We start from the raw sequence: 13,162 nt of genomic DNA on the forward strand, positions 1-13,162 counted from the left end.
TTAAAAGCTGGATCATAGATTTTTCGCCCTTGTTTCATACGTTAAAATTAAGGTTTTATGCTTAACTCTAACTGGAAGCTAAATTAGTATATCCATTATCCTTGTGATACTTATTACGGAGCTAATACATAAGCATATATATTCTAAACCATAAAAAACTACTTCATAACAGATTTTCCTATTTCACAAAACTTTACCTTTGGCTACGCCGAATCTTCGATTGACAAAGAGGGTTACAATAAATTTTCATCCACAAAATTCGGAAGCGTTACTTTCAGCTTCGGTTCTGCTTCCATGGCTCTTTTGATGGCGAAAATAGCGCCTTCGTTTCTGGCCCAGCTTCGTCTGGAGATCCCGTTGTTCACGTCCCAGAAGAGCATTGATTTTAATCTTCTGTCGGCATCATTGCTTCCGTCCAACAGCATTCCGAAACCACCGTTGATCACTTCGCCCCAGCCGACACCGCCTCCATTGTGGATGCTTACCCACGTTGCCCCACGGAAACTGTCACCGATCACATTGTGAATCGCCATATCTGCCGTGAACCTCGAACCGTCATAGATATTGGAAGTCTCCCTGTACGGCGAATCCGTCCCGGAAACATCATGATGATCCCTTCCTAAGACTACAGGCCCTATTTCGTCGTTTTTAATGGCTTTGTTGAAGGCTTCTGCGATTTTCATTCTTCCTTCCACATCGGCGTATAAAATTCTCGCCTGAGAACCTACTACCAGCTTATTTTCCTGCGCCCCTTTAATCCACTGAATATTATCTTTCATCTGCTGTTGAATTTCTTCAGGAGAATTTCTCTGGATTTCTTCCAGAACAGCACATGCAATATTATCTGTTTTCTGCAGATCTTCCTGTTTTCCGCTTGTACAAACCCAACGGAATGGTCCGAAACCGTAATCAAAACACATCGGTCCCATAATATCCTGAACATACGACGGAAATTTGAATTCTCTTCCCAACGTAGGATTTTCTGCCATGACATCGGCTCCGGCTCTTGAAGCTTCCAACAGGAAAGCATTTCCGTAATCGAAGAAATAGGTTCCTTTTTCTGTATGTTTATTGATGGCTGCAGCGTGTCTTCTCAGTGTTTCCTGAACTTTTTCCTTGAATAATTCGGGGTTTTCTGCCATCATTTTATTGGATTCTTCAAAGCTTTGTCCGACAGGATAATACCCTCCTGCCCAAGGGTTGTGAAGCGAAGTCTGGTCTGAACCGATATCAATTCTTAAGTTTTCCTGGTCAAATTTTTCCCAAACTTCAACCACATTTCCGAGGTAAGCTAAGGAAACGGTTTCTTTATTTTCCTGTGCTTTTTTAACTCTTGCTACTAACTCATCAAGGTTTTCATGAATTTCGTTCACCCATTTCTGATCGTGACGGATTTTTGTAATCTTTGGATTAACCTCCGCACAAACGGTAATGCATCCTGCAATATTCCCTGCTTTTGGCTGAGCTCCGGACATTCCGCCCAGACCTGAGGTTACGAATAGTCCGCCCTTCGGTTCTTTTTTTATTTTTCTGAATGCATTTAAAACCGTGATCGTCGTTCCGTGAACAATCCCTTGTGGGCCAATATACATATAGCTTCCCGCCGTCATTTGTCCGTACTGCGTTACCCCCAGCGCATTGAATTTTTCCCAATCGTCCTGCTTGGAATAATTTGGGATCATCATGCCGTTAGTTACCACCACTCTCGGCGCATCTTTATGAGACGGGAATAAGCCCATCGGATGTCCGGAATACATGACCAAAGTCTGCTCATCCGTCATTTCCGAAAGGTATTTCATCGTTAAAAGATACTGTGCCCAGTTGGAGAAAACGGCTCCGTTTCCACCGTATGTAATCAGCTCGTGAGGATGCTGAGCCACCGCATAATCCAGATTGTTCTGGATCATCAGCATGATGGCTTTTGCCTGCTCTGATTTTCCGGGATATTCTGAAATTGGCCTTGCCTTCATTTCATAATCCGGACGGAAACGGTACATATATATTCTTCCAAATTCATCGAGCTCTTTTTTAAACTCCCGGATTAATTCGGGATGGAATTTTGGATCGAAATAACGTAAAGCATTCTTTAAAGCTAATTTTTTCTCTTCTTCACCTAAAATCTCCTTTCTTTTCGGTGCGTGATTGATATTGGTTTCGTATGGCTTCGGCTGTGGCAACTGGCCTGGAATGCCCTGCTGTATCTGTTCCTGGAATGTCATATTACAGTTTCAAGTCTATGTTTAATGTTTAAAATGAATTTAAAATTCAAAGTTTTAAAGATATTCAAATTCGAAAATCCGTGCAACTAATGTTTGAAAATTCATGACTTGAAATTCCCCGCTCCATAGGAGTAGCAAAAATTTTTCCGAATTTTTGACGGTGGGGATGAGTGTAATTATTTTGGAGCTGTTGTTTGCTTTTATTAACCTCCTTCGTTTTCTCCCTTCGTCGAATCCATCCTCCGGAGAAGAGTAATTTTTGTTGAGGATAGACGATTAGTTTCACTCGATCTGAGACAAAAATTTTCTGCCCTACATCTCTTCCCACATATTGATTCCTATCTAAGGAGCTCTTCTGTTCATAAATACTTCATGTTTATTTTGTGATATGTTAAAATTTTCCAAATAGAAGAGCTCACTCCATAAAAAGTGAACTCTTCTAACTTTAATATTAAAAATTATTAATTCTTTTCTCAGGCAACGGAAGCCATCCCCTGAATTCCTTCTAAAACTTCTTTTGCAGATTTCTTAGTATGTGTCTTGAAACCTTGTTTTGTAGCTTCTTTTTTCTGACTTTTCATGTCATTGATATAATCTTTGACCTGCTGAGAATAACTTTCTACATTGTAACCCGGTTATTATGCAGATTTTCCTGAATATCACTAAAATTGTGGACAATTTGAATTTATTCGTATCTAATAATAATAAAATTTAAGTGTTGAGGTCTTTATTTTAATTCAATTTTCATTCCGAAATGAAATTATTAAACACAAAAGTTACAAAAGCTTTTATTAGGATTTAATATAAAAAGATACTTAAGTTTTTTGAAATCTTTGAATTCTTTGTGATATTATTGATCCGTATTTCCAAGCATCGGCACGAATTTATAAGCACCAAATTCTTCCTTTTCAAATTCGGTAGGAGAAATTTTTGCAAATCTGTATAGCACCTGTTCATTAGTAGGGCCCAATGGAATAACCATTTTCCCTCCCACTTTCAGTTGTTTCAAGAGCTCCGTAGGTAATATTGATGCTCCGCAGGTAACAATGATCTTATCAAAAGGGGCAAAAGTCGGAAGCCCGGCAAAACCATCCCCAAAGCTCTGAAACTTTGGATATAAGTGCATCTCACGGAATTTCTCCTTTGAAAAATCAAATAGATTCTTTTGTCTTTCAACCGTGTAGACATGAGCTTTCATTGCTAATAAAACAGCAGTCTGATAACCGCATCCTGTACCTATTTCAAGAATTTTTTCGCCGGCCGTTACTTGTAAAAGCTCAGATTGTTCTGCTACCGTAGAAGGATGGGAAATCGTTTGATGCGCCAGAATAGGAAACGCCCGGTCTTCATAGGCAAAATCCTCAAAAATACTTTCAATAAAAAGATGCCTCGGAACCTCATTCATGGCCGAAAGTACATTTTCATCGGAAATCCCGATCCTGTTTCGGAGATAATCAATTAATATTTTTCTTTTTCCTTTATGTACAAACGAATCATGCGCCATTAGATAGTAGTTATTAGATTACAGGTAGCAGTTTTGTTACAAAAGTAAAAAAACATTCAGTATTTATCAACCTAAAACCTATTATCTATTTCTTAATACCTAAAATTATTATATTTACAAAAATTTAATAGAGCTATGTTGAAAGCAGGTTTGGTAGGTGCCGGACATTTAGGAAAGATACATTTGAGGCTTCTTAATCAGTCTGATAAATATGAATTCGTAGGGTTTCATGATAAAGATGCTGAAAACGGAAAAAAACTGGAAGCGGAATTCGGATATAAATATTTTGAGAATTTTGATGAGCTGCTAGACCAGATCGATATGCTGGACATTGTTACACCAACAATCTATCATTACGATTATGCCTTAAAGGCCATTGAAAAGGGTCTTCATTTCTTCATTGAAAAACCGGTTACCCAAACCCTTGAGCAGGCTCAGGAAATCCTTCAAAAATGCCAGAAAAATGGCATTAAAGCACAGGTAGGCCATGTTGAAAGATATAACCCGGCATTCATTGCGACAAAAGAATTTATTAAAAACCCGATGTTTATTGAGATCCACAGGCTTGCAGAATTTAATCCTCGCGGAACGGATGTTTCTGTGGTTCTTGATTTAATGATTCATGATCTTGATATTTTATTAAGTATAGTAAAATCTAAAGTTAAAAATATTCATGCAAGCGGTGTTTGTGTCGTAAGTAAAACTCCGGATATTTCTAATGCGAGAATAGAATTTGAAAATGGATGTGTTGCCAATCTTACCACTTCCAGAATTTCGATGAAAGCTATGAGAAAAAGCCGTTTTTTTCAGAAAGATGCTTATATTTCTGTAGATTTTCTCGAGAAAAAAGCTGAAGTCATCCGTATGAAAGACGCTCCGGAAAACCCTACTCCATTTGATATGATTATTGAGAATGCAGAGGGAGAAAAGAACCAGATTTTATTTGAATATCCGAACATACAGCCTAATAATGCCATTTTAGATGAGTTAAATTCTTTCGCAGATTCAATCACTGAAAACAAAAATGTAGAGGTTTCTATCCAAGACGGAACGGAAGCGTTGAAGGTGGCTTTGGAGATTATGAAGCTGATCAGTTAATGAGATTTAAGCTTTCATATTATTGTAATTTGCAATATCCTGCAGCAAGAATAAGGATATAAAACTGACTTGCGAACAACAAGCGGAAAAAAACAAAAATTGACTTTAAAAATAATAATTTTACTTATTTTAAAGAGGTAAATCATACTGACAGCATCAGATGTTATCAAGAATTTGAACTGCTTTTAAATAAGAATAATATCAAAATCATATTTGATACTGTAGTACTTGTCGGATGCATTTTTGAAACTAACCAGGATCCTGACCACAAAACCTGTTACAAGAGAACAATGAACCAATGTAAAAATCACTCCGGAATACCAGAAGCTGCTTGATATTGAAAAAACGGAGGCGAAAAATCATCTAAAGAATATGCAGTAAAAGCTTTAATGAAAATTGCAGACAATTATATCCTACCTATGGAAACGAAAAATTGGAAAACCATTTCAGCCAAAGGAATAAGTATATTTTTTGAAAATGATGGCGTGAATTTTAAATCTTTTGAAATAAAATAATTAAAAAAGGCTTGTCAAAAGAATTTGAGAAAGAAAGTAGCAGTTCAAATAATTTTAATTATTTTGGCAGGAAAATTTTAATGCATGGAAACAAACTCCCCTTTTGAACAAATTGACGAACTGAGAATCGACACCGCTGGAAAACAATTCCTTACGGAAGCTGCAAAATGGACTACCTTTTTAGCCATTTTAGGATATATCGGAATCGGTTTTATGGTGCTTGCCGCATTATTTATGATGACAGTGGGCGCATCAATAAGCTCCTACAACAGCATGATGCCATTGGGCGGCAGCATGGTCTTTTCACTGATTTATCTTGTGGTGGCAGCACTTTATTTTATTCCTATCAATTATTTATACAGATTTTCTTCAAATATGAAATCTGCATTACGCTCTAATAGCCAGACAGAGCTTACAAAAGCATTTGAATATCTGAAGTCGCATTACAAATTCATAGGAATTCTTACAATTATTGTCTTTGGTCTTTATATTCTTGCTATTTTTGGCGTGATGATAACAGGCCTTAGCGGCATAGGAAGATAATTTAAAAAAATATAATACAAATTCTTCTGTTTTCAGGAGGATTTTTTTAAACCTAATTATTATGAAAAAAACAGGATTATTATTTCTTTTGATTTCTGCCATTACATTTGGTCAACAAAATCTTCTGTCGCAAAAAATCAATTCCATTATTAAAAACAAAAAAGCCACTGTAGGTGTTTCCGTTTTAGGTTTTGAAAATGGATTTAAATACAATAAAAATGGAGAAAAAAAGCTTCCGATGCAGAGTGTTTTTAAATTTTATATTGCGGCAACAGTTCTTGATCTTGTTGATAAAGGCAAACTTTCACTGGATCAGAAAATTTTACTGAATCAATCCAATTTACTAGAAAATACATGGTCGCCACTTCGGGACAAATATCCTAATGGGGGTGTTGAAGTACCATTAAGTGAGATTCTTGAAATGACGGTTGCCAAAAGTGATAATAATGGCTGTGATATCTTGTTAAAATTAATAGGCGGTACACAAACGGTTCAAAGCAATATGAATTCCAAAGGAGTAACAGATTTCCAAATAAAGTATAATGAAGCGGAAATGCACAAAGACTGGAAAGCTCAGTATGAAAATTACAGTACAACCAATTCTGCTGTTCAGGTATTAAAGAAATTTTACGACAGAAAATTATTATCGAAAAAATCTACAGATTATTTAATGAAAATAATGCTTTCTACATCCACCAGTTTAAATAAAATAGTGGAACAGCTTCCCAAAAATACACTTGTGGCCCGAAAAACGGGAGCTTCCGGAAAAAATAAAGACGGTCTTACAGGAGCAGAAAACGAAATTGCCATCATTACTTTACCGAATGGCAAACATTACGCAATAGCTGTATTTGTCAGTGATTCAATGGAGTCGGATGCTGTCAACTGTAAAGTGATCTCGGATATTTCCAAGACAGTCTGGGATTATTTTATTAAGTAAAATTTTAAGCTTAATTTTAAAAACAATTTAAATATGAAAAAAATAGGATTAACAATAGGATTATTCAGCTGTGCGATATTATTTGCCCAGAAGAGCCAAAATTATCTGCAAATCAGCTATTCAAGCATTTGTTGCGGAACTCCTTCTGACAGTCCTGTGATGGATTATCTATCTATATTTGAGAAAAAAAATAAAATAAAAGGTCTTGAGGTGTACAAACAAAGCGGTTTGGGAAGAGAGGGTGAATATAATTTGTATATCGGAACAGATAATCTTTCAAAAACACAAAAAACAAGCTTCATAAATGGTTTGAAAACAGCCATTGATAATCAGAACAGTGCAAGAGCTAAAAACAGAGACGGGATCGTCAACTTCAGCGAAACAGAAATAGTAAAAAAAGCTGATCTTATGAATGCAAGAAATTTAACTAGCTATAAAAAAATAAATTCAAATAAATAAGGAAAAATGATTAAAAACATTGTAGTTATCGGAGCTGGAACCATGGGAAATGGTATTGCACATACTTTTGCACAAAGCGGATTCAAAGTAAACCTGGTAGATGTATCTCAGGAAGCTTTGGACAGAGGGTTGAAAACCATTACCACCAATCTCGACAGAATAATTGCAAAGGGAAACCTTACGGAAGAACAAAAAGCTGAAACACTAGGAAACATCACCCCTTTCACGACTCTTCAGAATGCTGTAGGTTCTGCAGATCTTATTGTAGAAGCCGCTACTGAAAACCAGGAACTGAAGTTAAAAATTTTCGGTCAGATGGATGAATTTGCTCCTGAAAACTGTATTCTGGCGAGCAATACTTCATCAATTTCTATTACAAAAATAGCCGCGGCTACGAAAAGAGCAGACAAAGTAATCGGTATGCACTTCATGAATCCGGTTCCGATCATGAAACTTGTTGAAATTATTAAAGGATATTCTACTTCTAAAGAAACTTTTGATGCTATTTACGAAATGAGCAAAACATTAGGAAAAGTTCCTGTAGAAGTGAATGATTATCCAGGTTTTGTGGCCAACAGAATTCTGATGCCGATGATTAATGAATCGATAGAAACTTTATATAACGGTGTAGCAGGAGTTGAAGAGATCGATACCGTAATGAAACTGGGTATGGCTCACCCAATGGGGCCGCTTCAATTGGCTGATTTCATTGGGCTTGACGTATGTTTAGCCATTTTAAATGTAATGTATGACGGCTTCAAAAATCCAAAGTATGCCCCAAATCCTTTGCTTGTAAACATGGTAATGGCCGGAAAATTAGGTATAAAATCGGGTGAAGGTTTCTATGACTATTCCGAAAGCAAAAAAGCTGAAAAAGTAGCAAAAATGTTTTCAAAATAAATTTAAACTTATGAGTTGTGAGTTATAAATTATAAATTTGGAAACGAAAGCTGTATAATCTATAACTTAATAACTGCAACCTTGATCAAATTTAAAGAAAAAAATATTCAAATATCATTGGTCATCATTACCTTAGTGATGACCATTTTCCGGTTTTTACTAAACGAAAAAGGCCGCACAAACCCTGATTCTATCAGGTATATGCGGTTTGCCCATAATCTTCCAGAAATTGACAATACCACTACCCCGCTAGGATATCCGGCTGCGATAAAGTTTTTTACTGTCTTTGGTTTTGATGAATTTTGGAGCAGTAAAGTCATTGGGATTACAGCCTTTCTTTTCATCATTTTTTTCACCTGGAAAAAAGATTTTTTCTTCAGAGAATCTATTGTTTTAAGTACGCTTTTCAGCTTTCTTTCCATCTACTCCTATACCATGAGTGAGGCATTGATTTTGCCATTTATCATTTTGTTTTTATATACGGCAGCATTGATTATCACAGGAAAATTAGAAAAAGAAAAAGCTATTTTTTATCTTTCTTTGAGCTTAATTGCTTTATATAATATCAGGTACAGTTCACTTTTTATTATTGGAGGATCAGGACTTTTCGGGCTTGTTTTCTTGAAAAGAAAATATTCATATATTTTTATATTTTCAGGAATAATATCTTTCTTTTTTGTTATTTTATATAAATTTTTATTTATTGATTATTTTAATGAAAACTATGTAAAGGATGCTTTACTTATCGGCCTGCATCCTACCACCAAATTGTTAATTGAATTATTCCAGGGATTATCAACCACTTTCAATCCGTTTATTCATATAGCTAATCCCAATGGCGGATTCATCAATTATTGGATCTACGGAACCGGCTTTTTGAATATTATTCTGATCATTTATCTTTTTATAAAATATAGACTTACAGAAACTGAGTTTTTCTTTATATTTATAAGTATTTCGGGAGTGATTTGTTCTTTTTTTGTGCAGTATTTTTATCTGGTAAATGCTATTGATTACAGGTTATTGGCACCTTTCAGCCTTCCTATGTGGCTGGTTTATTTTAGAAAATTATTCCAAATATTCAGCTTTAAAATTTATGCTATAAGCCTTTTAAGCATTATAACCGGAATTATCTTCACATGGCTTTCAAAAGGAAATTATCTCGAAAACAGAAGAGAGATCAAACATTTTCTGCAATCTGAAAATCTTGACAAAGTTCCTTTGCAATTTTATCTGGAAACTACAGAAGACCTTGATAAAATACAGATTGCGGAATTGATAAGCACTGTAAACCCTAATATTAAACTCACCTTTAAACCAAAAGATACACTTCAGAGAACCATACTCACAAGGTATAAAGTTTTGCAAAAAATTAGGATTGACAGAAACAAATATCAATAATTTTATTATCTTTGATTTAAAGTTAAAACATTAAAAAAATGAAATTACCAAAGTTTTTATTAGCAGATAATTCGGAATTTCCAGAAGATTTATTCGTTGTTCATACAGAATATCCAAGATTTATCTTAAACGTTGAGGAAGAAGAAGTTGAGTGGCTTGATGACCTGGAAGGAGACGATGAAGAAACGATGGCAGATGAAGCTACAAAAGTGGTAGAAGCTGCATTCAAATGGTGTGACGAAGAGTTGGCTAAATACGACGACGAAGAGGAAGAATAATTAATAATTTTAAACATAAAAAGGAACTCAGTTGAGTTCCTTTTGTTTTTATTCAGCTTTATTGAATTTTAATAATAAAAGATTATCCTGATATAATTCCAGAACACTTCCTGTTACAACATATTTATTTGTTTTTTTCATCATGTCCATAAAATTATTCTCAACATTCATATTATCACACATCATCCTTGTAGAACCTAATGCTCCTGCACTAAAATTACCCGAGGATGGATCCATTTTCACAGTCCCGAAGTAATTGTTGCAGCCAGCGTTACCGCTTATTTTTTCACCTTCAATGTTTAATGTTGGAGTTTTTCCTTTTACATTATCAGCCAGAGCCCATTTTGTTCCTGCAAGAGAAGATTGGGTCTTTCCGACTTTTGAAGCAGAAGGGCTTGACATTGTTCCACAAGAAACCAGAACTGCGGCGGTACATATACTAAAAAAAAGGTTTTTCATTTTTTTCTTTTTGATTTAACCAAATTTACGGAAATAATATTATCTAAACGGCTTCTCAAGAATTTTATTGTTTTTAACGGTTAATTAAACATAGATTTTTTAAAACAAAGCTGCTGAGCCTGTCGAAATATATATTCCCTCCATCTCATAAATAAAAAAAACGGACTAAAGTCCGTTTCTATTAATATTTTTATTATTTAAAATTATCCTCGCAATTCCGCATTGAATTCTTTTTGGAAAGATTTAATTAAAGACTCCATTACAGAAGCAATTTCTTTTTCTTCCAAAGTTTTTTCTTCATTCAGAAGCTCAAAACTCATCGCGTAAGATTTCTTGCCCTCAGGAAGATTTTTGCCTTCATATACATCAAATAAATTGATATTTTTAATGTAAGGAGATTTGTTATTTCTGGCAGTCTGATAAAGATCCTGATAATTCACATTCTTATCAATTAATAAAGCCAAATCTCTTCTGATCTTATTGAATTTAGGAATATCTTTAAACTTTAATTCGTTTTTAGAACGTAATTCCTGGACAAATTCCAGCTCAATTTCTGCATAGAAACATTCCTGATCAATATCGAAATCTTTCAGCATCTGAGGATCAACTTTCCCGATTCTTACTAAAGCCTTACCATCAGATTCATAAGCCAAAGCGTCAGAGAATCTATCATCAGATAAAGCAACTTCCTTATAATTAACAGCTAATTTTTCCAATAAAACTTTTACATAAGCTTTTAAATTGTAAAAACTTGTTGCTGACTTTGGCTGCAGCCAGTTTTCTGCAACATCTCTTCCGGAAATAAGGATCGCCAATTGTTTTCTTTCCTCGTATTTTTCTTTTTTATGGTAAATTTTTCCGAATTCGAAGAACTTAATATCCTGATTTTTTCTATTGATATTGTAGATCGCATTCTGTAAAAGCCCTTCTAGCATAGACTTTCTCATGAAAGCTAAATCGTTGCTTAACGGATTTAATAATTTTACAGCATCGGTTTGATCTTTTACAAAAGTTAATGAATTATTCATCACTTCGTTGAAACCTAAGCTCTGTAAAGTTTTCGCCCAGCTATTTTCCAATTCATCCTGATCTTGCACGCTAAGTTTTACCGGGGTGAACGAAATCTTTTGCGGAGCATCAATTTTATTATATCCGTATATTCTTAAAATTTCTTCAATAACATCGATTTCCCTCGTCACATCAGCTCTGTAAGCAGGAACTGAGATTTCATAACCGTTCTGAATTTCATTTAAAACTTGAATATCAAGCGTTTTTAAAATTTCCTTCACTTTCTCTCTGTGGATTTTTGTACCTAAAATCTGTTCAATTTTTGAGAATCTTACAATCACATAATTATCCTCCAATTTTTTAGGATATTCCTCCAATAATTCGCCAATCATCTTACCTTCAGTCAATTCTTGAATTAATTTAATAGCATGAGTAATTGCCGTTCTTGTAATATTAGGATCAACCCCTCTTTCAAACCTGAAAGAAGCATCTGTATTCAGTCCGTGGAATTTCGCAGCCTTTCTTACTGCAACAGGGTTGAAATAAGCACTTTCCAGGAAAATCGTTTTTGTTTCGTTTGAAACACCGGAATTGTCGCCACCGAAAACTCCGGCAATACACATCGGAGTATCTTTTCCGTCTTTAATCATAATTTCAGAACCGTTCAGCGTTCTTTCAACACCATCCAACGTTCTGAATTTTGTACCTTCTTTTACGGTTCCTACTTTCACTTTCTTATCTGCAATTTTATCAGCATCAAAAGCATGAAGCGGCTGTCCCAAACCATGAAGAATATAATTTGTAATATCTACAACATTATTGATCGGACTCAACCCTATAGCTTTTAATCTGTTTTTCAGCCAATCCGGAGAATCTGTAACTTTAACATCTTCAATTACGGCTCCGATATATCTTGGGCAAAGTTCTGTATTCTCAACTTCCAACGTAAAATCATGAGAACCTTCATTATTTAAAACTACAGATGATACTTTCTCAAAAGTGGATTTCTGCTGATTGGTAGAAAGGAATGCCTGCAGGTCCCTGGCAACACCATAATGAGACATGGCGTCTGTTCTGTTGGGAGTAAGACCTATTTCAAAAACTTCGTCGTTCGTTAATTCAAAATAATCAGCGAAATTTTTTCCAACTTCATATTTTTCTTCATCCAGGACCATAATTCCGTCATGATCGTCACTCAAACCTAATTCGTCTTCCGCACAGATCATTCCCTGAGAAACTTCTCCCCTGATTTTGGCTTCTTTAATTTCAAAAAAGTTTCCTGATTTATCATAGATTTTTGTTCCAACTACGGCTATCGGAACGGTCTGCCCAACCTCTACATTTGGAGCTCCACAAACGATGTTCAAAACTTTTTCATTTCCTACATCTACCGTTGTTTTTCTTAATTTGTCTGCATTAGGATGTTTTTCACAAGTAAGAACCTTACCTACAATAATTCCTTCCAGGCTACCTTTTATACTTTCAAATTTTTCTATACCTTCAACTTCAAGACCTATGTCCGTAAGGAATTCACTGATTCTTTCAGTTTTCAACTCCGTTTTAATATAGTCTTTAAGCCAGTTGTTTGATATTTTCATTCTTTTATTTTGAAAATTTTACTTGAATTTTTCGAGCTACAAATATCGTGTTTTTTTAAGAAACAGAGAAATGTAAGAAGAACTTTAAGATTTTAATTTTATCTTAATACTTTTCTTTTTCTCACTGATTTGCTGATTGCTTATATTTTATTTTTTTAATTATGGACAAATATAATTGACCACAGATTTTCACAGGTAATACTTCTTTAATTTTTGAATCTTTATGTTAAAACACCAAGC

At 34.9% G+C, this 13,162-nt stretch carries 11 protein-coding genes; 7 read left to right on the forward strand and 4 right to left on the reverse strand.

Going from position 1 to position 13,162, the window contains the following annotated elements; genetic code table 11:
* Nucleotides 1-233: 233 nt before the first annotated feature.
* Nucleotides 234-2,219 carry a urocanate hydratase gene (locus BW926_RS08720; RefSeq protein WP_076446260.1) on the reverse strand — a complete coding sequence of 662 codons (1,986 nt, stop codon included), beginning with the start codon at nt 2,217-2,219 and terminating at the stop codon, nt 234-236.
* A gap of 850 nt (nt 2,220-3,069) precedes the next feature.
* On the reverse strand, nt 3,070-3,723 hold the full coding sequence (locus tag BW926_RS08730; protein WP_076446264.1) for a protein-L-isoaspartate(D-aspartate) O-methyltransferase: 654 nt from the start codon (nt 3,721-3,723) through the stop codon (nt 3,070-3,072).
* Nucleotides 3,724-3,858: 135 nt separating this feature from the next.
* Here BW926_RS08730 and BW926_RS08735 point away from each other — a divergent pair, with 135 nt between their 5' ends.
* The 7 genes from BW926_RS08735 to BW926_RS08765 all read left to right on the forward strand — a co-directional run bounded on the left by BW926_RS08735 (nt 3,859) and on the right by BW926_RS08765 (nt 9,857).
* Nucleotides 3,859-4,821 carry a Gfo/Idh/MocA family protein gene (locus BW926_RS08735; protein WP_076446266.1) on the forward strand — a complete coding sequence of 321 codons (963 nt, stop codon included), beginning with the start codon at nt 3,859-3,861 and terminating at the stop codon, nt 4,819-4,821.
* Between the two features lie 599 nt (nt 4,822-5,420).
* Complete coding sequence (locus BW926_RS08740) at nt 5,421-5,879, forward strand: DUF5362 family protein (RefSeq protein ID WP_076446268.1); 459 nt, start codon at nt 5,421-5,423, stop codon at nt 5,877-5,879.
* Between the two features lie 61 nt (nt 5,880-5,940).
* Entirely contained in the window at nt 5,941-6,819 is an 879-nt protein-coding gene (gene bla-A / locus BW926_RS08745) for a CGA/CIA family class A beta-lactamase (RefSeq protein ID WP_076446270.1), read from the forward strand.
* 33 nt (nt 6,820-6,852) lie between these two features.
* Nucleotides 6,853-7,278: a hypothetical protein gene (locus BW926_RS08750; RefSeq protein WP_076446272.1), complete on the forward strand. Its 426-nt coding sequence runs from the start codon at nt 6,853-6,855 to the stop codon at nt 7,276-7,278.
* A 9-nt stretch (nt 7,279-7,287) separates the two neighbouring features.
* Nucleotides 7,288-8,178, forward strand: coding sequence for a 3-hydroxybutyryl-CoA dehydrogenase (locus BW926_RS08755; protein WP_179077996.1), 891 nt, complete (start codon nt 7,288-7,290; stop codon nt 8,176-8,178).
* Nucleotides 8,179-8,259: 81 nt separating this feature from the next.
* Entirely contained in the window at nt 8,260-9,579 is a 1,320-nt protein-coding gene (locus BW926_RS08760) for a hypothetical protein (protein ID WP_076446276.1), read from the forward strand.
* 38 nt (nt 9,580-9,617) lie between these two features.
* Entirely contained in the window at nt 9,618-9,857 is a 240-nt protein-coding gene (locus tag BW926_RS08765) for a hypothetical protein (protein WP_027380779.1), read from the forward strand.
* A 48-nt stretch (nt 9,858-9,905) separates the two neighbouring features.
* Here BW926_RS08765 and BW926_RS08770 read toward each other — a convergent pair whose 3' ends face one another.
* Both BW926_RS08770 and pheT read right to left on the reverse strand, forming a co-directional pair.
* A complete protein-coding gene (locus tag BW926_RS08770; protein ID WP_076446278.1) occupies nt 9,906-10,316 on the reverse strand; it encodes an META domain-containing protein in 411 nt (136 codons plus the stop codon).
* A 203-nt stretch (nt 10,317-10,519) separates the two neighbouring features.
* Nucleotides 10,520-12,922, reverse strand: coding sequence for a phenylalanine--tRNA ligase subunit beta (gene pheT / locus BW926_RS08775; RefSeq protein ID WP_076446280.1), 2,403 nt, complete (start codon nt 12,920-12,922; stop codon nt 10,520-10,522).
* Between the last annotated feature and the right edge of the window lie 240 nt (nt 12,923-13,162).

This window comes from Chryseobacterium sp. RU37D (genome assembly GCF_900156075.1).
Classification (GTDB): Bacteria; Bacteroidota; Bacteroidia; order Flavobacteriales; family Weeksellaceae; genus Chryseobacterium.

Bases quoted from the DNA above. Each gene is read 5' to 3' on its own strand.
- BW926_RS08720 (WP_076446260.1), bottom strand. From the start codon at position 2,219: ATGACATTCCAGGAACAGATACAGCAGGGCATTCCAGGCCAGTTGCCA.
- bla-A (WP_076446270.1), top strand. From the start codon at position 5,941: ATGAAAAAAACAGGATTATTATTTCTTTTGATTTCTGCCATTACATTT.
- BW926_RS08750 (WP_076446272.1), top strand. From the start codon at position 6,853: ATGAAAAAAATAGGATTAACAATAGGATTATTCAGCTGTGCGATATTA.
- BW926_RS08730 (WP_076446264.1), bottom strand. From the start codon at position 3,723: ATGGCGCATGATTCGTTTGTACATAAAGGAAAAAGAAAAATATTAATT.
- BW926_RS08765 (WP_027380779.1), top strand. From the start codon at position 9,618: ATGAAATTACCAAAGTTTTTATTAGCAGATAATTCGGAATTTCCAGAA.
- BW926_RS08735 (WP_076446266.1), top strand. From the start codon at position 3,859: ATGTTGAAAGCAGGTTTGGTAGGTGCCGGACATTTAGGAAAGATACAT.
- BW926_RS08770 (WP_076446278.1), bottom strand. From the start codon at position 10,316: ATGAAAAACCTTTTTTTTAGTATATGTACCGCCGCAGTTCTGGTTTCT.
- BW926_RS08740 (WP_076446268.1), top strand. From the start codon at position 5,421: ATGGAAACAAACTCCCCTTTTGAACAAATTGACGAACTGAGAATCGAC.
- pheT (WP_076446280.1), bottom strand. From the start codon at position 12,922: ATGAAAATATCAAACAACTGGCTTAAAGACTATATTAAAACGGAGTTG.